This is a genomic window from Bacillus sp. RC240, from assembly GCF_044907945.1.
GTDB lineage: Bacteria > Bacillota > Bacilli > Bacillales > Bacillaceae_G > Bacillus_A > Bacillus_A mycoides.
In genome coordinates this window covers 37,995-63,375 of the sequence record NZ_JBIYCT010000003.1, presented here as the reverse complement: position 1 = coordinate 63,375, position 25,381 = coordinate 37,995, and the positions used below count along the sequence as shown (strand labels likewise).

General features: G+C 36.8%; 27 protein-coding genes. 26 read left to right on the top strand and 1 reads right to left on the bottom strand.

What is annotated here, in order from left to right; translation table 11 throughout:
- Positions 1–23: 23 nt before the first annotated feature.
- The 18 genes from menG (at position 24) to ABH955_RS11805 (ending at position 16,527) form a co-directional block, all read left to right on the top strand.
- Positions 24–737, top strand: coding sequence for a 2-heptaprenyl-1,4-naphthoquinone methyltransferase (gene menG, locus ABH955_RS11890; RefSeq protein ID WP_002086620.1), 714 nt, complete (start codon positions 24–26; stop codon positions 735–737).
- Positions 738–775: 38 nt separating this feature from the next.
- Positions 776–1,738, top strand: a complete 963-nt coding sequence (hepT, locus tag ABH955_RS11885) for a heptaprenyl diphosphate synthase component II (RefSeq protein ID WP_002011823.1) — start codon at positions 776–778, stop codon at positions 1,736–1,738.
- Between the two features lie 124 nt (positions 1,739–1,862).
- Complete coding sequence (gene ndk / locus ABH955_RS11880; RefSeq protein WP_000415879.1) at positions 1,863–2,309, top strand: nucleoside-diphosphate kinase; 447 nt, start codon at positions 1,863–1,865, stop codon at positions 2,307–2,309.
- 300 nt (positions 2,310–2,609) lie between these two features.
- Positions 2,610–3,782 carry a chorismate synthase gene (gene aroC, locus ABH955_RS11875; protein WP_002030766.1) on the top strand — a complete coding sequence of 391 codons (1,173 nt, stop codon included), beginning with the start codon at positions 2,610–2,612 and terminating at the stop codon, positions 3,780–3,782.
- The gene (gene aroB, locus ABH955_RS11870) at positions 3,782–4,867 is read left to right on the top strand and encodes a 3-dehydroquinate synthase (RefSeq protein WP_002011826.1); all 1,086 of its coding nucleotides are present in this window, start codon (positions 3,782–3,784) and stop codon (positions 4,865–4,867) included. The genes aroC and aroB overlap by 1 nt, the downstream gene beginning before the upstream one ends.
- A gap of 117 nt (positions 4,868–4,984) precedes the next feature.
- Positions 4,985–6,097 (top strand): histidinol-phosphate transaminase, encoded by a 1,113-nt coding sequence (gene hisC, locus ABH955_RS11865; protein WP_404447439.1) that lies wholly within the window; start codon positions 4,985–4,987, stop codon positions 6,095–6,097.
- Positions 6,098–6,255: 158 nt separating this feature from the next.
- Entirely contained in the window at positions 6,256–7,530 is a 1,275-nt protein-coding gene (gene aroA / locus ABH955_RS11860; RefSeq protein WP_404447436.1) for a 3-phosphoshikimate 1-carboxyvinyltransferase, read from the top strand.
- A gap of 107 nt (positions 7,531–7,637) precedes the next feature.
- A complete protein-coding gene (locus ABH955_RS11855; protein WP_002086616.1) occupies positions 7,638–8,900 on the top strand; it encodes a tetratricopeptide repeat protein in 1,263 nt (420 codons plus the stop codon).
- Positions 8,901–8,973: 73 nt separating this feature from the next.
- Positions 8,974–9,510: a ReoY family proteolytic degradation factor gene (locus ABH955_RS11850; RefSeq protein WP_002086615.1), complete on the top strand. Its 537-nt coding sequence runs from the start codon at positions 8,974–8,976 to the stop codon at positions 9,508–9,510.
- Between the two features lie 153 nt (positions 9,511–9,663).
- Entirely contained in the window at positions 9,664–10,119 is a 456-nt protein-coding gene (locus ABH955_RS11845; RefSeq protein ID WP_002064531.1) for a YpiF family protein, read from the top strand.
- A gap of 144 nt (positions 10,120–10,263) precedes the next feature.
- Positions 10,264–10,776, top strand: coding sequence for a menaquinol-cytochrome c reductase iron-sulfur subunit (gene qcrA / locus ABH955_RS11840; protein WP_002135282.1), 513 nt, complete (start codon positions 10,264–10,266; stop codon positions 10,774–10,776).
- Positions 10,777–11,451 (top strand): menaquinol-cytochrome c reductase cytochrome b subunit, encoded by a 675-nt coding sequence (qcrB, locus tag ABH955_RS11835; protein WP_000932700.1) that lies wholly within the window; start codon positions 10,777–10,779, stop codon positions 11,449–11,451.
- A gap of 43 nt (positions 11,452–11,494) precedes the next feature.
- Complete coding sequence (gene qcrC / locus ABH955_RS11830) at positions 11,495–12,262, top strand: menaquinol-cytochrome c reductase cytochrome b/c subunit (RefSeq protein ID WP_002011836.1); 768 nt, start codon at positions 11,495–11,497, stop codon at positions 12,260–12,262.
- 499 nt (positions 12,263–12,761) lie between these two features.
- Positions 12,762–13,352 carry a lipoprotein heptaprenylglyceryl N-acetyltransferase LhaT gene (gene lhaT / locus ABH955_RS11825; RefSeq protein WP_002086612.1) on the top strand — a complete coding sequence of 197 codons (591 nt, stop codon included), beginning with the start codon at positions 12,762–12,764 and terminating at the stop codon, positions 13,350–13,352.
- Positions 13,353–13,377: 25 nt separating this feature from the next.
- Positions 13,378–14,064: a lipoprotein intramolecular transacylase Lit gene (gene lit, locus ABH955_RS11820; RefSeq protein WP_002064533.1), complete on the top strand. Its 687-nt coding sequence runs from the start codon at positions 13,378–13,380 to the stop codon at positions 14,062–14,064.
- Between the two features lie 107 nt (positions 14,065–14,171).
- A complete protein-coding gene (gene ypjB / locus ABH955_RS11815) occupies positions 14,172–14,957 on the top strand; it encodes a sporulation protein YpjB (protein ID WP_002141040.1) in 786 nt (261 codons plus the stop codon).
- 105 nt (positions 14,958–15,062) lie between these two features.
- Positions 15,063–15,743, top strand: coding sequence for a zinc metallopeptidase (locus ABH955_RS11810; protein WP_002086606.1), 681 nt, complete (start codon positions 15,063–15,065; stop codon positions 15,741–15,743).
- Between the two features lie 133 nt (positions 15,744–15,876).
- A complete protein-coding gene (locus ABH955_RS11805) occupies positions 15,877–16,527 on the top strand; it encodes a uracil-DNA glycosylase (protein ID WP_404447426.1) in 651 nt (216 codons plus the stop codon).
- Between the two features lie 28 nt (positions 16,528–16,555).
- On the opposite strand, the gene ABH955_RS11800 is transcribed toward ABH955_RS11805, so the two are convergent.
- Entirely contained in the window at positions 16,556–17,437 is an 882-nt protein-coding gene (locus tag ABH955_RS11800) for a YitT family protein (protein ID WP_404447424.1), read from the bottom strand.
- A gap of 615 nt (positions 17,438–18,052) precedes the next feature.
- Between ABH955_RS11800 and ABH955_RS11795 the strand changes: the two genes are divergently transcribed.
- The 8 genes from ABH955_RS11795 to ABH955_RS11760 all read left to right on the top strand — a co-directional run bounded on the left by ABH955_RS11795 (position 18,053) and on the right by ABH955_RS11760 (position 25,359).
- Positions 18,053–19,408 (top strand): RNA-guided endonuclease TnpB family protein, encoded by a 1,356-nt coding sequence (locus ABH955_RS11795; protein ID WP_404457309.1) that lies wholly within the window; start codon positions 18,053–18,055, stop codon positions 19,406–19,408.
- Positions 19,409–19,804: 396 nt separating this feature from the next.
- Positions 19,805–20,149 carry a nucleotide pyrophosphohydrolase gene (locus tag ABH955_RS11790; protein ID WP_002011846.1) on the top strand — a complete coding sequence of 115 codons (345 nt, stop codon included), beginning with the start codon at positions 19,805–19,807 and terminating at the stop codon, positions 20,147–20,149.
- A complete protein-coding gene (gene dapB / locus ABH955_RS11785) occupies positions 20,146–20,946 on the top strand; it encodes a dihydrodipicolinate reductase (RefSeq protein ID WP_002126457.1) in 801 nt (266 codons plus the stop codon). Before ABH955_RS11790 ends, dapB begins: the two co-directional genes overlap by 4 nt.
- A gap of 14 nt (positions 20,947–20,960) precedes the next feature.
- Positions 20,961–21,356 (top strand): methylglyoxal synthase, encoded by a 396-nt coding sequence (gene mgsA / locus ABH955_RS11780; protein ID WP_000684753.1) that lies wholly within the window; start codon positions 20,961–20,963, stop codon positions 21,354–21,356.
- Positions 21,357–21,367: 11 nt separating this feature from the next.
- On the top strand, positions 21,368–22,072 hold the full coding sequence (bshB1, locus tag ABH955_RS11775) for a bacillithiol biosynthesis deacetylase BshB1 (protein WP_002011848.1): 705 nt from the start codon (positions 21,368–21,370) through the stop codon (positions 22,070–22,072).
- Positions 22,069–23,214: an N-acetyl-alpha-D-glucosaminyl L-malate synthase BshA gene (bshA, locus tag ABH955_RS11770; protein ID WP_002086596.1), complete on the top strand. Its 1,146-nt coding sequence runs from the start codon at positions 22,069–22,071 to the stop codon at positions 23,212–23,214. The genes bshB1 and bshA overlap by 4 nt, the downstream gene beginning before the upstream one ends.
- Complete coding sequence (locus ABH955_RS11765) at positions 23,201–24,394, top strand: CCA tRNA nucleotidyltransferase (RefSeq protein ID WP_404447416.1); 1,194 nt, start codon at positions 23,201–23,203, stop codon at positions 24,392–24,394. The genes bshA and ABH955_RS11765 overlap by 14 nt, the downstream gene beginning before the upstream one ends.
- On the top strand, positions 24,379–25,359 hold the full coding sequence (locus ABH955_RS11760; RefSeq protein ID WP_404447603.1) for a biotin--[acetyl-CoA-carboxylase] ligase: 981 nt from the start codon (positions 24,379–24,381) through the stop codon (positions 25,357–25,359). The genes ABH955_RS11765 and ABH955_RS11760 overlap by 16 nt, the downstream gene beginning before the upstream one ends.
- The last annotated feature ends 22 nt before the right edge of the window (positions 25,360–25,381 follow it).

The following is a 25,381-nucleotide window of genomic DNA, read 5'->3' as shown; positions in this document are numbered from 1 at the left end:
TTACATTGGAAGAAGGTACGAGCATGCAACAATCAAAAGAAGAAAGAGTACATGACGTATTTGAGAAAATTTCTGATAAATACGATGTGATGAATTCTGTAATTAGTTTTCAAAGGCATAAGGCATGGCGCAAAGAAACGATGCGAATTATGGATGTGAAACCCGGGAGTAAGGCACTTGATGTATGCTGCGGGACGGCAGATTGGACAATTGCACTAGCGGGAGCTGTAGGTGAAGATGGGAAGGTTTACGGTTTAGACTTTAGCGAAAATATGCTAGCTGTCGGTAAACAAAAGGTAGAAGCTTTAGAATTAAAGCAAGTAGAACTTATGCATGGAAATGCAATGGAACTTCCTTATGAAGATAATACGTTTGATTATGTAACGATTGGTTTTGGGTTACGTAACGTTCCGGATTACATGCAAGTATTAAAAGAAATGACGCGTGTAGTAAAGCCTGGTGGAAAAGTAATTTGCCTGGAAACATCCCAACCAACGATGATAGGTTTTCGTCAAGGGTATGTCTTATACTTTAAATATATCATGCCGTTATTTGGAAAGATGTTTGCGAAAAGTTATAAAGAATATTCATGGCTTCAGGAATCTGCTAGTACATTCCCAGGGATGAAAGAGTTAGCACGTATGTTTGAAGAAGCTGGGCTTAAGAATGTGCAAGTGAAACCATTTACTTTTGGTGTAGCAGCTATGCATTTAGGTATTAAACCAGAATCAAAATAGAAAATAGAAAAAAGACGTTTTAGGTTAAGGTGAACAATATGAAGTTACAACTTATGTACTCTTTTTTACGATCGGATATTAATGTTATAGAAAAAGAATTGAAGAAGACAGTTGCTTCTGAGCAGCCGTTAGTAGAAGAAGCGGCATTACAGCTTATTGAAGCAGGTGGGAAGCGGATTCGCCCTGTTTTTGTTTTGCTTGCAGGGAAATTTGGGGATTATAAGTTAGATGCAATTAAGCATGTTGCGGTTGCATTAGAACTAATTCATATGGCTTCGCTTGTTCACGATGATGTCATTGATGCTGCGTTTTTACGACGCGGTAGCGCAACAGTGAATGCGAAATGGGGAGATCGTATTGCAATGTATACAGGAGACTACTTGTTTGCGAAGTCTCTTGAATGTATAACAAATATAGAAATTCCAGATGCACATCAAGCGTTGTCTCATACAATTTTAGAAGTTTGTAAAGGTGAAATCGAACAAATTAAAGATAAGTATAACTATGATCAAAATTTAAGAACGTATTTAAGAAGGATAAAACGAAAAACAGCATTGTTAATCGCCGCAAGTTGTCAGTTGGGAGCGATTGCTGCTGGTGCTAATCGTGATACTGTAAATCGTCTATTTTGGTACGGATATTTTGTTGGTATGTCTTATCAAATTATTGATGATATTTTAGATTTCGTATCGACAGAAGAGAAGCTTGGAAAGCCTGCTGGTGGTGATTTATTACAAGGTAACATTACATTACCTGTTTTGTATGCCATGGAAGATCCAGTTCTTCGTCAAAAAATTACATCTGTACATGAAAATACAACAGCAAGTGAAATGAAAGAAATTATTGATGATATTAAAGCGAGCGAAGCTATTGATAAAGCATTTTCGTTTAGTGAACGTTATTTACATAAAGCATTAGAAATAATAAAACCACTCCCTCGTGGACAGGCGAAGTATGCGTTGCAAAATGTCGCAAAGTATATTGGAAAACGAAAATTTTAGTGTTTTGTCTAAAAAATAAAATAATCTCTCTATTTCAAAACTATTGCGCAATTGTGATAAGGGTGTTAATATGTGTGTGGGGATATACAATTACATACATAATTCAGAAGTGGAGAGATTTTTTATGGAAAAAACATTTCTAATGGTAAAACCAGACGGTGTACAACGTGCCTTCATTGGGGAAATTGTAGCTCGTTTTGAGAAAAAGGGCTTTCAATTAGTTGGTGCAAAATTAATGCAAGTTACTCCGGAAATTGCTGAACAACACTACGGTGAGCATAAAGAAAGACCTTTCTTTGGTGAATTAGTAGACTTTATTACATCTGGTCCTGTATTCGCAATGGTATGGCAAGGTGAAGGTGTAGTAGATACAGCACGCAATATGATGGGTAAAACACGACCACATGAAGCTGCTCCTGGAACAATTCGTGGAGATTTCGGTGTAACTGTTGCGAAAAACATTATCCACGGTTCGGATTCTTTAGAAAGTGCAGAACGCGAGATTGCTATTTTCTTTAAGGAAGAAGAATTAGTAGACTACTCAAAATTAATGAATCAATGGATTTACTAATTATTTTGAAATAATTTGTAAACGCTTTAATAACTGTGATAATAGTAAAAAGTGCGAGAAGAATAGGGGTATTCTTCTTGCACTTTTTTTATTTCGATCAGTTACGAAGTTAGGACTGTTATGATATATTGGTATGTAAAGTAAAAGGTCTACTATTATGAAAATAATCGAGCAATTACAAGTAGGGAAAGCAAACATTCGATTTACTATATAATTTCTTTGTATTTTAAAGAGTGATGGAAGATAATATAGCTGCTTTATGTAGCGGGATAAATACATATGCGAAAAGAGGAATAACGTATGCGATATATTACAGCTGGTGAATCCCACGGTCCGCAACTTACGACAATTTTAGAAGGTGTTCCGGCAGGGTTATCTTTAGTAGCGAATGATATAAATGAAGAATTAGCTAGAAGACAAAAAGGATATGGACGCGGTAGACGCATGCAAATTGAGAAAGACCAAGTGCAAATTGTAAGTGGTGTTAGGCATGGGAAGACGATGGGGTCCCCGATTGCACTTGTTGTTGAAAATCGTGATTTTACACATTGGACAAAGGTTATGGGTGCAGAGCCGTTAACTGAGCAGGAAGAGAAAGAAATGAAAAGACAAGTTACGAAACCTAGACCTGGACACGCTGATTTAAATGGTGCGATTAAATATGGTCATAGAGATATGAGGAATGTATTAGAGCGTTCTTCAGCACGTGAAACGACAGTTCGTGTTGCAGCTGGTGCAGTTGCAAAAAAAATATTGGCGGAATTAGGTATACAAGTAGCGGGACATGTTATCGAGATTGGTGGTGTACAGGCAGCAAATATTAAATATAACTCTATTGTGGAATTACAAAGTACTACAGAAGCATCTCCTGTACGTTGTTTAGATGAAGAGGCCGGTAAAAAGATGATGCAAGCAATTGATGATGCGAAGGCAAATGGTGATTCTATCGGTGGTATTGTTGAAGTAGTTGTAGAAGGAATGCCAATTGGGGTAGGTAGCTATGTACATTATGATAGAAAATTAGATGCAAAATTAGCAGCGGCAATTATGAGTATTAACGCTTTTAAAGGTGTTGAAATTGGAATTGGTTTTGAAGCAGCACATAGACCTGGAAGTGAAGTGCATGATGAAATCCTTTGGGATGAAGTGCAAGGGTACAGAAGAAAAACGAACAATGCAGGTGGATTAGAAGGTGGCATGACAACTGGTATGCCGGTTGTTGTGCGCGGTGTTATGAAACCGATACCGACATTATATAAACCGCTTCAAAGTGTTGATATTGATACGAAAGAACCTTTTACAGCGAGTATTGAACGTTCAGATAGTTGTGCAGTGCCAGCAGCTAGCGTTGTGGCTGAAGCTGTTGTGGCTTGGGAGCTCGCAACAGCTTTAATTGAACAATTTGGATTAGATCGTATCGATCTTATACGTGAAAATATTGAGAAACATAATGAATATGCGAGGGGATTTTAATGGAGAACATACATATTCAAACGAAATCAAAAGAATATGATGTACATGTTGGAAGGGAGGCGTTGTCACACTTAACAACGCTTATTCAAAAAATGAATCCTGCAGTATCGAACATAATGATCATTTCTGATGAAGCTGTTGCATCACTGCATTTACAGACAGTTGTTGATGCATTGCAAGTAGAGCAAAAAGTATTTTCGTTTGTTGTACCGAGTGGCGAAAAAGAGAAGTCTTTTGAAAATTTCTATGAGGCTCACACTTCGGCTCTTGAAAATAAATTAGATAGAAATTCTTTAATCATCGCACTTGGAGGCGGAATGATTGGAGATTTGGCTGGATTTGTTGCTGCGTCGTTTATGCGTGGTATTCGCTTTGTCCAAGTTCCAACGACTTTATTAGCTCACGATAGCGCAGTAGGCGGGAAAGTAGCAATTAACCATCCACTAGGAAAAAATATGATTGGAGCATTTCATCAGCCAGAAGCTGTTGTATATCATACGCCATTTTTACATTCACTTCCTGAAAAAGAGTGGCGATCAGGTTATGCAGAAGTGATAAAGCATGCTCTTATTGGTGATGTAGAGCTATATCATTGGTTAAAAGAAGAAGTGCAAACGTTAACGGATCTTCGTGATGAAAAGTTAATTCATATATTAACGAAGGCGATTCCTGTGAAAGCGAATATTGTGTCGCAAGACGAAACAGAAAAAGGTGTACGTGCCCATTTGAATTTTGGGCATACGTTAGGACATGCTCTTGAAAAAGAGTTAGGATATGGGAATATTACTCACGGTGATGGAGTAGCGGTTGGCATGCTATTTGCTATGTTTTTAAGTGAGCAAGTGTACAAAGTTGATCTTTCTTATGAAGAAATGAAGCAGTGGTTCTTGAAATACGGTTATCCAAAAATGCCAAGTGACTTGAATGTAGAACGTCTCGTTCAGTTGATGAAACAAGATAAAAAAGCAAATGCTGGAACAATTCATATGGTGCTTATGCAGGAATATGGGGGAGTGAATGTCGTATCTATTTCAGATGAGACTGTTCATATTGCGTTAGAAGCATTTCAAAAGGATATGGTGTAAAAAAGTCGTAGAACAGGTATGAAATGCATATTTAAAGGTATTCTCGTAATGGTGACGGTTATGATTAAAGGTGACAGTAAGACATTATAAATCATATCAATGACTGGGGGAAGAAAAGTGAGAGTAAAAGAGCAATTGTTAACTTTGAGAGCATATGTACCTGGGAAAAATATTGAAGAAGTAAAAAGAGAATATGGATTGTCAAAAATTGTGAAGTTAGCGTCGAATGAAAACCCATTTGGCTGCTCTGCGCGTGTGACAGAAGCATTAACTTCGTTAGCTAATCAATATGCACTCTATCCGGACGGGGCGGCTTTTGAGCTTCGTGAGAAAGTAGCAGAGCATTTAGGTGTAAAAGCGGAACAACTTTTATTTGGTAGTGGGCTAGATGAAGTCATTCAAATGATTAGTCGTGCTTTGCTACATAATGGAACAAATGTTGTAATGGCGAACCCTACGTTCTCGCAATACCATCACCATGCTGTTATTGAAGGAGCAGAAGTTCGTGAAGTACCACTTAAAGATGGCATTCACGATTTAGATGCAATGTTACAACAAGTAGATGAGAAAACGAAGATTGTATGGATTTGTAATCCGAATAATCCGACAGGTACATATGTAGAAAAACAAAAATTACTTTCATTTTTAGAATCAGTTCCAAAGTCAGCGCTCGTTATTATGGACGAAGCATATTATGAATATGCTGGGGCAGAAGATTATCCGCAAACATTACCTCTTCTTGAAAAGTACGAAAATCTTATGGTGCTACGCACATTCTCAAAAGCATATGGATTAGCTGCTTTTCGTATTGGATATGCGATTGGTGATGCAAAGCTTATTGGGCAGCTAGAGGTAGCAAGACTACCATTTAACACATCGACTATCGCCCAAGCGGTAGCATTAGCGGCAATAGAGGATCAACAGTTTTTACAAGAGTGTGTGAAGAAAAATGCCGGAGGATTAAATCAATATTATGGATTTTGTAAGGAATATAACGTATTCTACTATCCATCTCAAGCGAATTTCATTTTCTTGAAACTTGGTATACCTGGTAATGAAGCTTTCGAACGATTAATGAAAAAAGGATATATCGTTCGTTCTGGTGCAGCATTTGGTATGCATGATGGTATTCGTATTACTGTTGGATTAAAAGAAGAAAATGATGAGATTATTGAATTACTTACGGAACTTGTAAAAGAACAAGTGAAGAAAGAAGAAACGTATTCTTAAGAAATGGTGGAGGCTCCTGTTACAGGAGCCTTTTTCATTTGAACTTGCAATAAGGGGAGTTGTTTGCACGTTCAAGAAAGAAAACGTTACAATAGAAGTAGACGTATAAGAAGAACTATTGTACATATAACTTATTTAAAATGTGAGGAGGATACAGTTTGAAACTAGTAGGACGAAAAAATAGTTTGAATGGGAAAATTGTTGTTCCAGGAGATAAATCTATTTCGCATCGCTCTGTTATGTTTGGAGCGATAGCGGAAGGGACGACGAAAGTATCAAATTTTTTATTAGGAGAAGATTGTTTAAGTACAATTGCATGTTTTCAAAAACTAGGTGTCCAGATTGAACAGTTTGGTAACGATGTCACGATTTACGGTAAAGGATTACATAATTTACAAGAACCGAAAGAAGTATTAGATGTGGGGAATTCAGGGACGACTATTCGTCTTATGCTTGGGATTTTAGCAAATACACCGTTCCATAGTACGATAATTGGTGATGCATCAATTGGAAAACGTCCTATGAAACGTGTTACAGACCCGCTTAGTAAGATGAATGCTCAAATTGATGGTAGAGAAAACGGACAATATACACCTTTATCTATTCGCGGTGGTAAAGTAAAAGGTATGCATTACCATTCACCAGTAGCAAGCGCACAAGTGAAGTCAGCAGTTTTACTTGCGGGTTTGCAAGGAGAAGGGATTACTACGGTAACAGAGCCTATGCAATCTCGTGATCATACGGAAAGAATGTTGCGTGCATTCGGTTGTACCGTAGATGTTAATGGACGGACCGTTTCATTACAAGGTGGACAACAACTTAAAGGTGCAGACATAGAAGTTCCAGGAGATATTTCTTCGGCGGCATTTTTCTTAGTAGCTGGTGCAATTGTCCAAAATAGTAAGCTTGTATTGGAAAACGTTGGTTTAAATCCGACGAGAACAGGGATTTTAGATGTATTAACAAAGATGGGTGCACTTATTTCTATCGATCATATTAGAAATAAAGAGTTTGAACCGTGCGGGGATATTACGATTGAAACATCTAAACTAAAAGGAATAGAAATTGGTGGAACTCTTATTCCAAGATTAATTGATGAAATTCCTGTAATTGCTTTATTGGCAACGCAGGCAGAAGGAATTACTGTTATTAAAAACGCTGAGGAGTTAAAAGTAAAAGAAACAAATCGTATCGATACGGTTGTAGATGAATTAGGCAAATTAGGTGCGAAGATTGAAGCTACACCAGATGGTATGATTATATATGGTAAACAAAGTTTAAAAGGAAATACTGTTAATAGTCACGGCGATCATCGTATTGGGATGATGCTTGCAATCGCATCGTGTATTATAGATGGAGAAGTGAAAATAGAGAATAGTGATGCGATCGCTGTATCGTATCCGGAATTTTTCGAACAATTAGCTGCGCTATGAGAGAAAGTATAGGAAGAGGTAGCTCACTCAAAAGGTTGCGTTCTTACACCTAGTTGCTTATGATAAATGAACAGAAGAGAATATTTTTTGAATTAAAGGAGACGTTTATGCAAAAGTTTGAACAGGCTGTTTCTTATATTGAAAACGGTGAAGCAGAAAAAGGATTACAATTATTAAAAGAACAACTACGAGTTGCTAATGATGAAGAGAAGTATGATATCGCTCGTTACTATCATACACTTGGGTTTATGGATGAGGCGTTAGCAATTACTGAAGACTTACGCTTGCTATATCCGGAAGAAAGTGAATTTACGGTATTTTTAGCAGAATTATATATTGATTTAGATAAAGAAGATGAAGCGATTGAAGTGCTTCATGATATTCCAGAAAACGATGATTTATATGTTCAATCGTTATTACTTGTAGCGGATTTATTCCAAATGCAAGGTTTTGATGATGTAGCAGAACAAAAACTATTAAAGGCGAAAGAAATGATGCCAGACGAACCTGTTATTACGTTTGGGTTAGCAGAATTATATAGTAGTAAAGGTGAAGAGCAAAAGGCGATCACTTATTATGAATCGTTACTAGCAGAACATAAAGTTATGGGTGGTGTTGTCATTGCGCTTCGTCTAGCAGAAACTTTAAGTGCTATTGGAAACTGGGAAGAGGCAATCTCTTACTATGAAGCGGGGTTAGAAGAGCAAAAAGATATTCACTCATTATTTGGATATGCCTTCACATTATACCAAGGAGAAGAATATCAAAGAGCAATTGGTGCTTGGCAAGAATTAAAAGAATTAGATCCTGAATACGCATCGTTATACATGTATTTAGCGAAAAGCTATGAAAAAGAAGGCATGCTTCAAGAAAGCTATGAAACACTTCAAGAAGGAATTAAAGTAGATGAGCTGTCTGTTCCTTTCTATGTAGAATTAGCGAATATTGCGGCGAAATTAGGTAAAATAGCGGAGGCTGAAGAAGTGCTTCAAAAAGCGCTGGAGCTAGATCCGGGACATTTAGGTGCGATATTAAAATATGCGTATATTTTAAAAGAACAAGAGAAATACGAAGAGCTAATTGCAGTTGTAGAGCGTGCAATTGACAGTGGAGAACCAGATACACAACTACTTTGGGATCTTGCATTTGCAAAAAAACAATTAGAAATGTATTCGGATGCATTAAAACACTATGAAAGTGCATATACTTCTTTTAAGAATCATCCAGATTTCTTGGAAGAGTACGGTTATTTCTTATTAGAAGAAGGAATGCGAAAAGAGGCGAAAGAAGTATTTACGCAGTTAATACAACTAGACCCGACACAAATTCATATTGAAGAATTGTTATATAATTTAGAGGATTTTTCATAAGTTGGAAGGAAACTGAATGCCGCTTCTTGAATCTAAAAAGAAAAGAGAAAGACAGAGGAGGGACTTAATCGCTATGAATACCCCTGTTTCTGTAAACGAGAAGAAGGATTTTGTAAAATGGTTTTTGAATAATTACCAACTGAAACAGCGTGAATGTGTATGGATTTTGAATTATTTAATGAGTCACGATCAATTAATGCATAAAGTCCACTTCGTAGAACATGCAAAATATTGTCCGCGTGGCTTAGTAATGTCAGCAAATTGTGTGAAAGACACACCGTTTCACTTTTTCAAACAAAATGTAATGACAACAGATGCAGAAAAATCGTTTCATGATATTCGTTTGAATCGAGATGAGGATATTTATATTCAGCTTAATTTTAAATCATCGTTCCAAAATGCAAACTATGTAGCTGTATTAGAAGAAAACCCATATTTGCCAAAGCATATTGAAGTGAATGAAAAAGATCGATTGCTTGCAGAACGATTTTTAGAAGAAAGTGTATTCTCATTTAGAAGAGAACGTCTTTTGAAACAAATTGATGAAGCTTTGGATAAGCAAGATAAGGAAGCATTTCATAGGTTAACAGCAGAGTTGAAAATTTTATAGAATTCATTTTGATTATGTAATCTTTACGAAATTCAGACTTTTTAAGAAAAACTACTTAATAATAGGTAGTTTTTCTTTTTTTACCTCTTTTAGTATGGTTTAATATATATAAAGTGAAAGTTCTGTTATTTCGAATGGAGGAGGGGAGAAAAGGTGAAATGGATTGTAAAAGATGTAGAACAGTTTGAGCAAGCGAGGGAGTATGTAGATACAGGGATTATACCCCTTTTGTCTATTTCGGCAGCAAAAGGGATGAAAATGGTTGTAGAGCAAGGCGAATTTATTGAGGCTTTGAGTATGGAGTTGGAAAGGGAGTATAAAGGAAGAGTGCTTTTACTGCCCGCATTTACGTATTTGGTAGAGAGCCAAAAGAATGAAAAAGACCGTTTGCAAGAATGGACAGATCATTTGCAAAGGCAAGGTTTTAAGCATATTGCCTATGTGACAAGTGACTTTTCATGGAAAGAAGATATGAGAGATGTGCAGGGTGATTTATTTTGGTTTCCATCGTTATCATTAGAGCAATTTAGTGACCAAGCGAAAAGGGAAGTTATTCGTGCACACATAAAAAATATTATGGAAATGTTGGAAGAAAGATGGATAAAATAATAATAAACAGAAAGTTCTTATTATTATGAGTAGTATGATATTGACCTATACAAGAGGGTATTATATCATGATAGTGTCCTAGTTTTTATTTTTTATATAATTTTTTCACGAGGGGACAATTTCTGATAGAGGGGGGAAATTTTCGTGAGCGAGAAAGAACATCGTGTGTCAAGAAGACAGTTTTTAAATTACACACTTACAGGGGTAGGAGGCTTTATGGCGGCGGGTATTTTACTGCCGATGACGAGGTTTGCGCTTGATCCGGTGTTAAGAAAAGAAGCGGGAACAGATATGGTTGCTGTTGGGCAAGTAAAGGATATTACAACAGAGCCGAAGCGCTTCGATTTTAAGGTGAAGCAGGTTGACGGATGGTACAAGTCTGAAGAGCCAAAATCTGCTTGGGTGCATAAAGATGAAAGTGGAGAAATTGTTGCGTTTTCTCCAGTATGTAAACATTTAGGTTGCACAGTGAACTGGAATTCGGACAAAGCACATCCTAATCAATTCTTTTGCCCGTGTCACGGGGGACGTTACACAAAAGATGGGATGAACATTAAAGGCACACCGCCTCTTGCTCCGCTTGATGTGTACGAGTCTAAAGTGAAAGATGGAACGCTGTATTTAGGAAAAGCGAAGCCAAGAGGGGGTGCAAAGTAGATGCTAAATAAAATTTATGATTGGGTAGACGAACGTTTAGATATTACACCGATATGGCGTGATATCGCTGATCATGAAGTACCTGAGCATGTTAACCCGGCACATCACTTTTCTGCATTCGTCTATTGCTTTGGAGGACTTACCTTTTTCGTTACAGTAATTCAAATTTTGTCCGGAATGTTTTTGACGATGTATTATGTGCCGGATATTAAAAATGCTTGGGAGTCGGTTTATTATTTACAAAATGAAGTAGCTTACGGGCAAATTGTTCGTGGTATGCATCACTGGGGCGCTAGTCTCGTAATTGTAATGATGTTTTTACATACACTCAGAGTTTTCTTCCAAGGTGCGTATAAAAAGCCTCGTGAGTTAAACTGGATTGTTGGTGTTCTTATTTTCTTTGTTATGTTAGGTCTTGGTTTTACCGGATATTTATTACCGTGGGATATGAAAGCGTTATTTGCTACGAAAGTAGGGATTCAAATTGCAGAGCAAACGCCGCTCATTGGTCCTTATATTAAAACATTACTCGCTGGTCATTCCGAAATCGTTGGCGCTCAAACATTAACTCGCTTCTTTGCTATTCACGTCTTCTTCTTACCAGCAGCACTTCTAGGTTTAATGGCCTTCCACTTCATCATGATTCGCAAACAAGGTATTTCCGGTCCGCTATAAGAGATTGCTAAATTAAAGGGGAAAGAACAAAAGGAGGGAGATTATGCATCGCGGCAAAGGGATGAAGTTTGTAGGAGATTCTCGGGTACCAGTAGCCCGGAAACCAAATATTCCAAAAGATTATTCTGAATATCCAGGGAAAACAGAAGCGTTTTGGCCGAATTTCTTGTTAAAAGAATGGATGGTTGGTGCAGTTTTTTTAGTCGGTTATTTATGTTTAACAGTGGCGCATCCGTCACCGCTTGAGAGAATGGCGGATCCTACAGATGCAGGATATATACCACTTCCAGATTGGTATTTCTTATTCTTGTATCAGTTATTAAAGTATTCGTATGCTTCAGGCTCATTTACTGTAATTGGTGCGTTTATTATGCCGGGGATTGCGTTTGGAGCGTTACTATTAGCTCCGTTTCTAGATCGAGGCCCAGAAAGAGCGCCATTGAAGCGTCCTGTAGCAACGGGGTTTATGCTTTTAGCAATTGCATCGATTATTTTTTTAACTTGGGAATCTGTAGCACACCACGATTGGGAAGCTGCAAAAAAACAAGGAGCAATTGTAAAAACAGCACCAGTTGATAAAAATGATGACGGCTACAAGTTGATGCAAAAAAATACTTGTTTAACATGTCATGGTGACAATTTACAGGGCGGAGCGGCAGCACCGGCTTTGCAAAACTTAACTTTAAAACCAGAAGAAATCGCTAAAATTGCGAAAGATGGAAAAGGTTCAATGCCTAAAGGTGTATTTAAAGGTACAGATGAGGAACTGAAAAAGCTTTCGGAATTCGTTGCAAAGTATAATAAAAAATAATAGAAAAGCTGACTACAAAATCTGTGGTCAGCTTTTTATTTTGCGTGCCCAGCTAAGCTGGGCACTGTTTGATGGTGAAAGGTTTAAATAGAATTCTACAAGGATTCAAAAATTATTATAGTCTATCTTCAATTGGACAGAAGTGGCTCGGTAAAATAAATTGGTACGTCTTAGAACGGCTTAACCTTTTCTGGAATAAGAAAAGAAACATGGTCGTATCAAGGACTTGATGTAGAAAATAACATACACACTCGTGAAAGTAGGAAGCTAGAACAAACTGAAAGCTAAAGAAGGAAGAGCATCGGAAAGCTGTATGAGGGAAAACCTCACGTACGGTTTGATGAGGGGAAGCTGAAACAGAAAAGGGATAGCAAAGCCATCCCTAAAGAAAATTTAATCTGTTTCAGTTTTCTACTCTACGATGACGGAAAGTTTGCTATATAATAGAGTAGAGTTCGATGAAAGAATTACTTTGTTTGAAAGGTGTTGGACATACAGCTTGGCTTACTTGTATGCAATGTTAAGGCAACGTTCGGTACTATTATTTTTATTGGTTGTTAACATATTAGGTACAATTTACGGATTCATATGGTATGGAAATCAATTAAAAGAAACCTCACCTATATTTTGGCCGTTTGTACCAGATAGCCCTATGGCGACTCTCTTTTTTGTCTTTGTTTTAATTGCTTTTTTGATGAAGAAGAACTGGGGGTTAATAGAAGCGCTAGCGATAGTTACTTTAATAAAATATGGTGTTTGGGCTGTTGTTGTAAATGCAATTATGATTTATGTAAAAGGCCCTATTGGCCTTATGGGATATATGTTAATGTTATCTCATTTTGCGATGGCAGTGCAGGGAATGTTATATGCTCCGTTTTATCGGATAAAAAAATGGCACTTCACTGTAGCTGGCATATGGACATTACATAATGATGCAATTGATTATTTATTTTGGCAAATGCCGAGATATGGGATTATGCATTTGTTTGTAGAGAAAATTGGTTATTTTACGTTTTGGTTAAGTATTGCTGTACTGTGTATTACATATTATTATTGCTTACGTGAGAACCGAAAACAGTTTTCTTTATGATGGTGAGGACATTTAGGGGGAGAAAATGAAGAAAAATAAGAGCGGTATAAACATATTGGATCGATTGATCACTTTAGTAGTTTCCTATAGCATAGCATTTTCTGTTTTCGCTCTCGCGACAACGGTAGTTGTATATGGAAAATGGTTGTATTATTTTGAAATTGATTTTTTAAATATTCCAGATTTAGCGGATATGACGAAAGATGAAATTAAGAGAAACTATGATGTGCTTATTACATATTTATCGCCGTTTTATGAAGGTGCATTACAATTGCCGACATTAGATATGTCCACAAATGGACGCATTCATTTTGTAGATGTTAAAAATATTTTAGTAAAGATTCAATATATAATGTATGGAACGATTGTAATTGCTGTATTAGGAGGAGCGTATTTATTAAAAAAGAAAAAAGAAAAGTTTTTACTTCACGGAGCGATTCTTACAATTATTTTTCCAATAGCTCTTACGTTACCAATTGCTATTAATTTTGAAAAGAGTTTCGTATTATTTCATAAGCTTTTATTTAGCAATGATTATTGGATGTTTGATATTGAAACAGATCCGGTTATTTTAATGTTACCGGAAGAATTCTTTATGCATGCTGCATGTATTATTTTATTATTGATTTTAGGTGGTAGCATGCTTTGTTACGGTGTGTATAAATATTTAGTGAAAAAGAAAAGGGTTTCAAAGAAAAAATTCTCTGTTTAAAGAGAATTTTTTTGTTTTCATAGAGATAATATATTTTTTGGTTTTGTTCTGTTCTATTCTTGTCCAATTCCACATATTTTGTACTAGTAGTTATAGGGGGGACCGGGATGAAGAGAACATTAATTGGACTGATAGCATTTCTAATTATAATGTTTCCAGTACGTATATATGCTGAAGAGTGGAGCGAACTAACTGGATTGCTAGATGACTCTTTGCAGTTAGTGAAGAAAAAAGAAGATGAAAAGGCAATACAAGTACTGTACCATTTCTCAGAGCAATTTCTATCAAAGGAGAATGAAAATAATTCAAAAGTAACTCCGGGACAAATTAGAGTCGTTTCTTTAGCATACGATAAGGCGAAACAATCTCTCGCGGAAGATTCAGATAGGCAAGTTAAAGTGGATAATATGTTAGCGTTACAACTTGCTGTTGATGCACAAGTATCTAAATATCAGCCACTTTGGATGGAAAGAGAAAGAAAGATAATGAATGCTTTTTCTCAAGTAGAAAAGGCGATGGAAAAAGAAGATGATGGACAGTTCCAACAGACGCTAAATACATTTTTAAATGAATTTAATATTATTTATCCTAGTTTAATGATTGCTCTGCCAGAAAACGAAGCGCAGCGTGTAAATGCACATTTATCTTATTTGGATGAATTTCGTAACGTTATGTTAAAAACGAAAGGTGGACAAATGCAACTAGGGATTATTAAAGGTGATTTGCAAAAAATATTTCATACAGTAAAAAAAGATGAGATTGCTCCCTCTCTCATTTGGTTTATGACAATTACTGGAGGACTTATTTTGTTCACTTTAACGTATGTTGGATGGAGAAAGTATAAAGGGGAGAGAGAGAAGCGGAGAAGCAACTTGCATTCTAAAGATAGGTAATACGCATAAATAAAGATACGGATTGTAAGGTTTATTTATTGACAACGGTGGAAGAAAAAAATAGAATGAGAAGTACTATAATTAAAACTTCAATGGAGGTTTATGATGTTTTATTTAATTTACTTCGCGATCATTTTGATCATACCGTTGTATGCACAGTCAAAAGTACGTAGTGCCTATAGCAAGTATTCACAAGTTTATTCAACATCAGGTATGACAGGAGCGGAAGTGGCTCGAAAAATTTTAGATGAAAATGGATTGTACAATGTAGCCGTAGAAGAAACGCCAGGTCATTTGTCAGATCATTATGACCCGCGTGTAAAGACGGTTAGATTATCGACAGATAACTATTATGGTCATTCAGTTGCTGGTACAGCTGTAGCAGCACATGAAGTAGGACACGCAATTCAAGATGCGAAAGATTATAACTTTATGCGTGTACGCCATTCGTTAGTGCCAGTTGCTAATTTTGGTTCAAACATGTCATGGGTTTTTGTCCTAATTGGTGTATTTGCGCAAATGTCTGGTTTGTTGTTACTAGGAATTATTTTAATGGCAGCAGGTGTTATTTTCCAACTTGTTACATTACCAGTTGAGTTTGATGCATCAAAACGCGCAATGCAACAAATTGAAGCACTTGGTATCGTATCAACAGATGAGTACGGTCAAGCTCGTAAAGTATTAAATGCGGCAGCATTAACATATGTAGCAGCAGCTGCTGTAGCAGTATTTGAATTATTACGTCTCGTATTAATTTATACTGGTATGCAGCGTAGCGACGATTAAAGACTATCAATTTTGATAGTCTTTTTTTGTTTTGTGGATTGAATCTTAGAATATGTTACAAATGGAAATAATAGAGAGAATATGGGGTATAGAACTAGTTAAAATAAAGGTAAGTATGGAATGATGAAAGAAGGTGACGGACATAGAATATCCATATTATTTAGTTAAACAAGTGAAGGAGCGTAGTGCTACATACCAATTAGAAGGTTTTTTAAGTGGACAGGGCCCTAAAAACCCGAAATTAATGCTTGTTGGAGAAGCACCTGGTGAAACAGAAATTAATAATGGGATTCCATTTAGTGGGAGAGCGGGAAAACATTTAATGGAATTTTTAGAACTTATTCACGTTACAAGGGAAGAAGTATATATTACGAGTGCGGTCCGGAGTAGACCTTATAAATGGAGAGAGAAAAGGGAACGAAATGGCGAAATAATACAGAAGAAGTACAATAGAACACCGAATCAAGGTGAGATACTTGCCCATGCACCTTTGCTAGATTATGAACTGGAATTTATACAGCAGCCGGTTATTGTCACACTTGGTAATATTGCATTACAGCGTTTAGTTGGTAAAAATAATAAAATTACGGATGTTCATGGAGAATTGTTAAAGCAACCTGTGCAGCGATTGAAAGATAGCAGCAGTACAGAATTTATTTGGTCAGAAGAAGAATATCATATTTTTCCGACCTTTCATCCAGCTTCTATTTTCTATAATCGGAGTTTGTTAGAGCTTATTTATGAGGATTTGGAGAAACTTAAAAGATTTATAATAAAAAACTAGAAAAGCTACAGAGCTTTTCTAGTTGAATTTAATTATGTAACGGATTTTTATTTTCATCTAACGTAAAACCTTCACCAACTACATCATGTACATCACTTACAGCGACAAAGGCATGTGGATCTACTGAAATAATGATATTTTTTAATTTTACGATTTCATTTTTAGCAACAACACAATATAGTACATTACGTTCTATTTTTGTATAGGATCCAACTGCTTTTAAAAAGGTTGCTCCGCGCTCCATTTCTGATAAAATTTTTGAAGCAATTTCATCGTTTTTATCAGAAATAATAGTTGCTCCTTTTGCTGCATAAGCACCTTCTTGCATGAAATCAATAACCTTAGCCCCGATAAAAACAGCAACTAACGTATACATGCCCTCGCGATATGATAAATATGTAAGAATAGAGATAATGATAACGACCGCATCAAACATAAACATCGTTTTTCCCATACTCCAGCCAACATATTTGTGAGCTAGCCTTGCGATAATATCAACACCGCCAGTAGTCCCGCCGTATTTGAATATAATTCCAAGTCCTATGCCGATAAATGCCCCAGCGAATAAAGCAGCCAGTGTCATATCATTTTGCAAGTTTAAATGTAAGTTGAGAACCTCGTAGCGCTGAAACACCCAAAGGAATAAAGAGACGCTAAATGTACCGATTAATGTGTATAAAAATGTTGTTCGGCCGAGTAATTTCCAGCCAATGAAAAATAGAGGGACGTTTAAAATTAAGTTTGTATAGGAAGGATCAAGTGAAAATTTAAAATATAATAATAGCGTAATGCCGGTAAATCCACCCTCTGCAAGATGGTTTTCAATATTGATATTCACAATACCGAAAGAAAAAATAGCGGAACCGATTAAAATAAAAATGATATTTCGAATCTTCAAGTTTGCTTTCATATAGAAATCCCCCTAGTTATGTAATGATTGGAATTGCTCCGCTTAAACGGTAAGACATAATAATAAGTAATTTCTAGTTGTTAGTAAAAATAGTGAAGGCTAAAAAAATCCGATTGGTTTTGGCTAATCTTTTGCGAAAAGCGTGCAAAAGAAGTTTCACTTTCTCCCGTTCCAACGCCTGGTAGGAGGTAAAGCAAAGAAGAAAGGCGAACCAGCCGTTGGAACCCGATTGGTACGGGCTAATTTTTTGCAAAAATCGCAAAAGAAAGTTTCACTTTATTCCTTTAGGCAAGAAGATTCCATCTGATTTGTGTTACGGGTGAAACCCAACAATTAAGGTGGAGAGGAATTGCCGTCAGAAGGTAGACCAAACACTTTTTTTCGTTCATAACAATTTTTTTGAGGGCGAATATTTGTTTCTTTTTATCTTACGATATAATCTGTCGTAGATAAAGAGGGAATATATCGTAAGAAAACGAAATTGGATAATAATAATCATTCGGTTACTTGAATCAAAAGGAATCACGATGAAGACCATGTTCACATTTTGTTCCGTTCAGTTCCAATATTGATTTGTCAATAGTAATGAACCTTCTAAGAAAGGTGGTGAAAACAATGGCTAAAAAGAAAGCAGTGAAAGTATTACGTAAACAAAAGAAAAGAGAAAACCTGCAACGATTCACTCAAAAACAAAATATCGGACGAGCTTGCCTTACTGCAAAAGAATTTCGTTTACTTCAACGCATGTCGCATAGTTCAAAAGCGTTGCGAAATGTTGGATTGTACACCATAAAACAAAGTTTTTTGAACCATAATAAAATGGCTACTGTAAAAGAAGTGGACACTGCCATGCAAGCCGATATGAACTACTCGGGTATGCAATCAAACTCTGTTCAAGCGATTCGTAGAGCCTTATTTACAGAAGTGAAGAGCTTTTTTAAAGCATTGGAACAGTGGACGAAAAACCCTGAAATATTCACAGGTCGTCCTAAGTTTCCGAATTATTCTGGTTCAACTGACAAACGAATCATTGAAATCTATCAAGTTCCAAAAGTTGATGATAACGGGTATTGGATGATTCCGATGAATGTTGCATGCAGAAAAAAATTCGGTTCCATTAAAATACGTATGCCTAAAAATGTAAGAAATAAAAAAATCTCCTACATTGAGATTGTACCGAAGCAAAAAGGTCGGTTCTTTGAGGTGCATTATACATATGAGATGCACGTTTCTCAAATGAAGAAACAATCAACGACTACTAGTAACGCTTTGAGTTGCGATTTAGGTGTAGACAGATTATTAAGGTGTGCAACAAATGCAGGTGATACATTCTTAATTGATGGAAAAAAATTAAAATCCATTAACCAATACTTCAACAAAATGATACGTAATCTGCAACAGAAAAATAGGGGGAATGGACTTTCAAAACGAGTTGTAACGAATAAAATGGCTGCACTTTGGCATAAACGAGAACGACAAATAAATGGTTACATTTCACAAACTGTAGGCCTGTTGTTCAAAAAAGTGAAAGCATTTAACATAGATACGGTTGTCGTAGGGTATAACGCTGGTTGGAAACAAAAATCTGATATGGGAAAAAAGAATAATCAAACATTTGTTCAAATCCCATTTCATAAACTGATTGCAGCAATTGAGAATAAATGTGTAAAAGAAGGCATCCGATTTTTGAAACAAGAAGAAAGCTATACTTCAAAAGCTAGTTTTCTTGATAAAGATAGGGTTCCAGTTTGGTCTAAGGATGATAGGATGCATTATCACTTTAGTGGCAAACGAATCACGCGTGGTCTGTACCAAAGTAAAGCAGGAACATGTATCCATGCTGATATTAATGGTGCATTGAATACATTGCAAAAATCAAAAGTTGTAGAATTGGATGAAAATCTCAAAGTGAAAACGCCGATTCTATTAGAAGTGCAAAAACGTAAGGCTGTTGCTTCGCGCATAGCTTAGTGGGTGTGTCAACCATCCATGTGTACTCGACTTGTCGGGGCTTGTAGCACACGCCAGATTCATCTGAGTGGTGGCTTCTTCTATAAGGAAGAACTGCTCTTTTTCGAAAGGGTGGTGCAAGTGAGAAAACAATAGTTCGTTGCCAGTACCAACCAAAAACATACTTGGGGTGTTACCGTAAGGTGGCATGAATTCTAGAGCGTCAAACTGTCTAGCGATAGATGAAAAGACCTAGATTTCTAACTCAAGCCTCTACTGAAACGTTTCAACTCAGTGGAGGGAGTTGACTATAGTCTATCCTAAAAAGAGTCGTAAATAGTGATATGAGGGAATAATATTTGTCAAATCGCGATGAATTGGCTAACATGAAAGAGGAAGGAATAAGAGGTGACTAGTATGGAAGCAAAAACGATGAAAGATATGCAGAAAGAAGTAGATGCATATATCGGTCAATTTAAAGAAGGTTATTTTAGTCCGCTTGCAATGATGGCTCGTTTAACTGAAGAAATGGGAGAGCTTGCAAGAGAGGTTAATCATTATTATGGTGAGAAACCAAAGAAAACGACTGAGAAAGAACGAAGTGTTGAGGAAGAGCTTGGAGATGTTTTATTTGTTATGATTTGTATGGCAAATAGTTTAAATATTGATTTAGAAACAGCGCATAACATTGTAATGAATAAATTTAATACACGTGATAAAGATCGTTGGACACGTATTGATGAGGGAGAGAAAGACGCATGAAAGAAATTAAAGTAATTATCGCTGGACCACGAGGACGCATGGGATATGAAGCAGTCCTTCTTATGGAAAGAACAGCGCATTTCAATTTAGTAGCAGCAATTGATTATAAGCATGGCGGAGAAAAAATTTCTGATTTACCGGGAATGCCAGCGCTAGATGCACCTATTTACGCGGATTTACATACTTGTTTAGATGAAGTAGAAGCAGATGTATTGTTAGATTTAACAACACCAGAAATTGGAAAGAAACATGTGACACTTGCAGTTGAACGTGGACTTCGATCAGTTATTGGTACAACTGGATTTACTGAAGAAGAACTAAAGCAATTAACAGAAAACGCAAAAGAAAAAGAAGTAGGAACAATTATCGCTCCAAATTTTGCGATTGGTGCAGTTCTTATGATGAAATTTTCACAAATGGCAGCGAAGTACTTCCAAGATGTTGAAGTAATTGAATTACACCATGATCAAAAATTAGACGCACCATCTGGTACAGCTGTAAAAACAGTAGAATTAATCCGTCAAAATCGTGTGCCAAAAGAGCAAGGGCATCCTAATGAAACGGAACAATTAGAAGGGGCACGTGGTGCAAATGTAGACGGTATTCACATTCATAGCGTACGTCTACCAGGGCTTATTGCACACCAAGAAGTAATGTTCGGCGGAGATGGACAAATGTTAACAGTTCGTCATGATTCATTCAACCGTGCATCATTTATGTCAGGTGTAAAACTATCAATTGAAACAGTAATGAACCTTGATCATCTTGTGTACGGTTTAGAAAATATTATCGACTAAAGGGGAGACAACGGATGAAAATTGCCTTAATCGCACATGACAAAAAGAAAGATGATATGGTTTCGTTCGCATACGCATATAAACCAATTTTTGAAAAACATGAACTTTTTGCAACAGGAACGACAGGACTTCGTATTATGGAGGCAACTGGTTTAGTTGTAACAAGATATCAATCCGGTCCTCTTGGTGGCGATCAAGAAATTGGAGCAATGATTGCAAAAAATGAGATGGATATGGTGATTTTTTTCCGGGATCCACTAACAGCCCAGCCGCATGAACCAGATGTTAATGCGTTACTTCGTTTATGTGATGTATACGCCATCCCATTAGCAACAAATATGGCAAGTGCTGAAATGCTAATGCATGCATTAGAGCGGGGAGATTTAGATTACCGAAAGTTAAGAAAATGAGGGGAACAATTATGAGTGGATTACATATATTAGCGTTTGGTGCTCATGCCGATGATGTTGAAATCGGCATGGCAGGTACCATTGCAAAGTATACGAAGCAAGGATATGAAGTAGGCATTTGCGATTTAACAGAAGCTGATCTTTCTTCAAATGGAACGGTAGAACTAAGAAAAGAAGAAGCAAAGGCTGCAGCTCGTATTATGGGAGTAAAAACGAGAATTAATTTAGCAATGCCAGACCGTGGTTTGTATATGAAAGAAGAATATATACGTGAAATTGTAAAGATTATTCGTACATATAAACCAACACTAATTTTCGCACCATACTACGAAGATCGTCATCCAGACCATGCTAATTGCGCGAAACTTGTGGAAGAAGCTATCTTTTCAGCGGGAATTCGTAAATATATGCCTGAACTTCCGCCGCACCGTGTAGAGTCTTTTTATAATTATATGATTAATGGTTTTCATAAACCGAATTTTTGTATAGATATTAGTGAATACCTTTCTAAAAAGGTGGAAGCGTTAGAAGCGTATGAAAGTCAGTTTTCAACAGGGAGTGATGGTGTTAAGACGCCATTAACCGAAGGATACGTTGAAACTGTAATCGCTCGGGAGAAGATGTTTGGGAAAGAAGTTGGAGTGCTGTATGCCGAAGGATTTATGAGTAAGAAACCGGTTTTATTACATGCTGATTTAATAGGGGGATGTAAATGAAATTGAAAATAGGTATTACATGTTATCCTTCTGTAGGTGGTTCTGGGGTTGTTGGGACAGAGTTAGGAAAGCAATTGGCGGAACGCGGGCATGAAATTCATTTTATTACATCGGGTGTACCATTTCGGTTGAATAAAGTGTACCCGAATATTTATTTTCACGAAGTAACAGTAAATCAATATTCTGTTTTTCAATATCCACCTTACGATTTAGCATTAGCGAGTAAAATGGCAGAGGTTGCTCAAAGAGAAAACCTTGATATTTTACATGTGCATTATGCAATCCCTCATGCTATTTGTGCATATTTAGCAAAACAAATGATTGGGGAGCGTATTAAAATTGTTACGACCTTACATGGAACGGATATTACTGTGTTAGGTTCCGACCCTTCGTTAAATAATTTAATTCGCTTTGGTATTGAACAATCTGATGTTGTTACAGCTGTGTCACATTCGTTAATTGAAGAAACAAATGAACTTGTAAAACCAGATAAAGAAATTGAGACGGTATACAATTTTGTAGATGAACGTGTTTATTTCAAACGTGATATGTCTCAATTAAAAAAAGAATATGGTATACGAGAAAATGAAAAAGTGTTGATTCATATTTCAAATTTCCGAAAGGTTAAGCGTGTACAGGATGTTGTGCAGTCATTTGCCAAAATTGTAAAGGAAGTAGATGCGAAATTGCTTCTTGTTGGTGATGGACCAGAGTTCTGTACTATTTTACAATTGGTGAAAAGTTTACATATTGAGGAACGTGTCTTATTCCTAGGAAAGCAAGATAATGTTGCAGAGCTTCTTGCGATGAGTGATTTAATGCTACTTTTATCAGAAAAGGAAAGTTTTGGTCTTGTTATATTAGAAGCGATGGCGTGTGGTGTGCCTAGTATCGGAACGAGGGTTGGGGGCATTCCAGAGGTCATTCAACATGGTGAAACAGGATATATATGTGAAGTTGGAGATACAGACGGAATAGCTAAGCAAGCAATTCAGCTACTAGAAAATGAAGAACTTCACCGTAATATGGGAGAGCGAGCGATGAAATCTGTATATGAGCAGTTTCGTTCGGAAAAAATCGTTTCACAGTATGAGGCGATTTATTATGACATACTAAGGGATGACAAGAATGGAAAGATTTAAAAAAGCTAGTTCAATTATTGAGATGTTAAAACAGCACGGACATGAGGCTTACTTCGTTGGTGGAAGTGTACGCGATCTTATTATCGATAGACCGATTGGAGATATCGATATCGCAACATCTGCTTTACCAGAAGAAGTAATGGCTATTTTCCCAAGACATGTTCCGGTTGGTCTTGAGCATGGAACTGTAATTGTTGTAGAAAATGGTGAACCGTATGAGGTAACTACTTTTCGAACAGAAAGCGAATATGAAGATTTTCGAAGACCTAGTAGTGTTCAATTTGTCCGTTCATTAGAAGAGGATTTAAAACGACGTGATTTCACGATGAATGCAATTGCAATGACAGAGGAAGGCGAAATGGTTGATTTATTTGCTGGGAAAGAAGCGATTCGTCTGAAGGAAATTACAACGGTTGGAGATGCTGCAGACCGTTTTCAAGAAGATGCACTGCGAATGATGCGTGGTATTCGGTTCGTAAGTACGTTAGGTTTCTCTTTGGAAATAAAGACGAAACAAGCAATTGAAACGTATGGGCATTTGCTCGAACATATAGCGATTGAAAGAATTACAGTTGAATTTGAAAAATTGTTGACCGGTACATATTGTGTGAATGGTCTTCAAGAGTTAGTAGAAACTAAGCTATTTTCTCATCTGCCATATTTGCAAATGTCAGAAGAAAGACTCTTGAAAGCTACGCAGTATAAATGGGATTCTTTTGAAACAGACGTTGAGGCGTGGGCATTTTTCTTATATTGTATCGGAGAAGAGCATCCATCTGTCTTTTTGCGTCAATGGAAGTTCTCGAATAAAAAGATTAAAGATATCGTAGCGGTTATATTAGCAATTCGTTCTAGAAAGGAGAAGGAGTGGGATACAATCCTTCTTTATAAAACTGGGATTCGCATCGCTGAGATGGCGGAAAGAGTATATGAAGCGATAATAGAAAGTTATAATAGTGCATCTGTTAAGCAAGTACAATCATTATTTCATGCATTGCCGATAAAAAATCGTCAAGAAATGAATGTGACTGGTAATGATTTATTAAGCTGGACAGATAAAAAGCCAGGTCCGTGGGTTGCCGAAATGCTTCGAAATATTGAAGAAGCAATCGTACAAGGAGATTTAGTTAATAAGAAAGAGGATATAAGGGAGTGGCTACAAAGATGCAATCTACTATAAGAAAGCGGTTATTACAAGTTTTTTCTGAAGCAGATGGTGCATTTGTATCTGGTCAAATACTTAGTGACAAACTTGGTTGTTCGAGAACCGCTGTATGGAAGCATATGGAGGACCTTCGTAATGAAGGGTATGAACTAGAAGCTGTACGCCGCTTAGGGTACCGAATTGCTAGTAAACCAGATAAAGTAACTGCGAATGAGATTCAATTAGGATTACAAACAGAGCGTATCGGTAGAACGGTTTATTTTGAAGAATCGGTTGAGTCTACTCAGCATATTGCAGCGAGACTTGCTTATGAAGGCGCAGAAGAGGGAACAATTGTCGTTGCTGAAGAACAAACAGCAGGTAGAGGACGTTTAAGTAGAAAATGGTATTCCCCAAAAGGAACAGGAATTTGGATGAGTATTATTTTGCGTCCCTCGATTCCAGTTCATCATGCACCACAGCTTACTTTATTAGCAGCTGTTAGCGTAGCGCAAGCAATTGAAAAATGTACCGGTGTAAACGTAGGGATTAAATGGCCGAATGATATTTTAATTCAAGGTAAAAAAGCTGTCGGTATATTAACGGAGATGCAAGCTGATCCAGATAAAATTAATGCTGTTATTATGGGAATTGGCATTAATGCAAATCAGAAACAAGAACATTTTGATGAGGAAATTCAGCAAATTGCAACTTCATTAGCAATTGAATCGGGTAAGCCGATTGTTCGTGCGGAACTTATGCAACAAATTTTCTTGCAACTAGAGAAATTGTATGAAGAGTATTTAAAAAATGGCTTCTCTGTTATTAAAATTCTTTGGGAAAGTTACGCAGTAAGTATCGGAAAAGAAATTACAGCTCGAACGATGAAGGAAACTATTAATGGGCTAGCAAAAGGAATTACGGAGGATGGTGTATTGTTACTTGAGGATCATCAAGGACAAGTGCACCACATTCATTCTGCTGATATAGAAATTAAGTAAAAGAAGTTCCTATTTTGGAGCT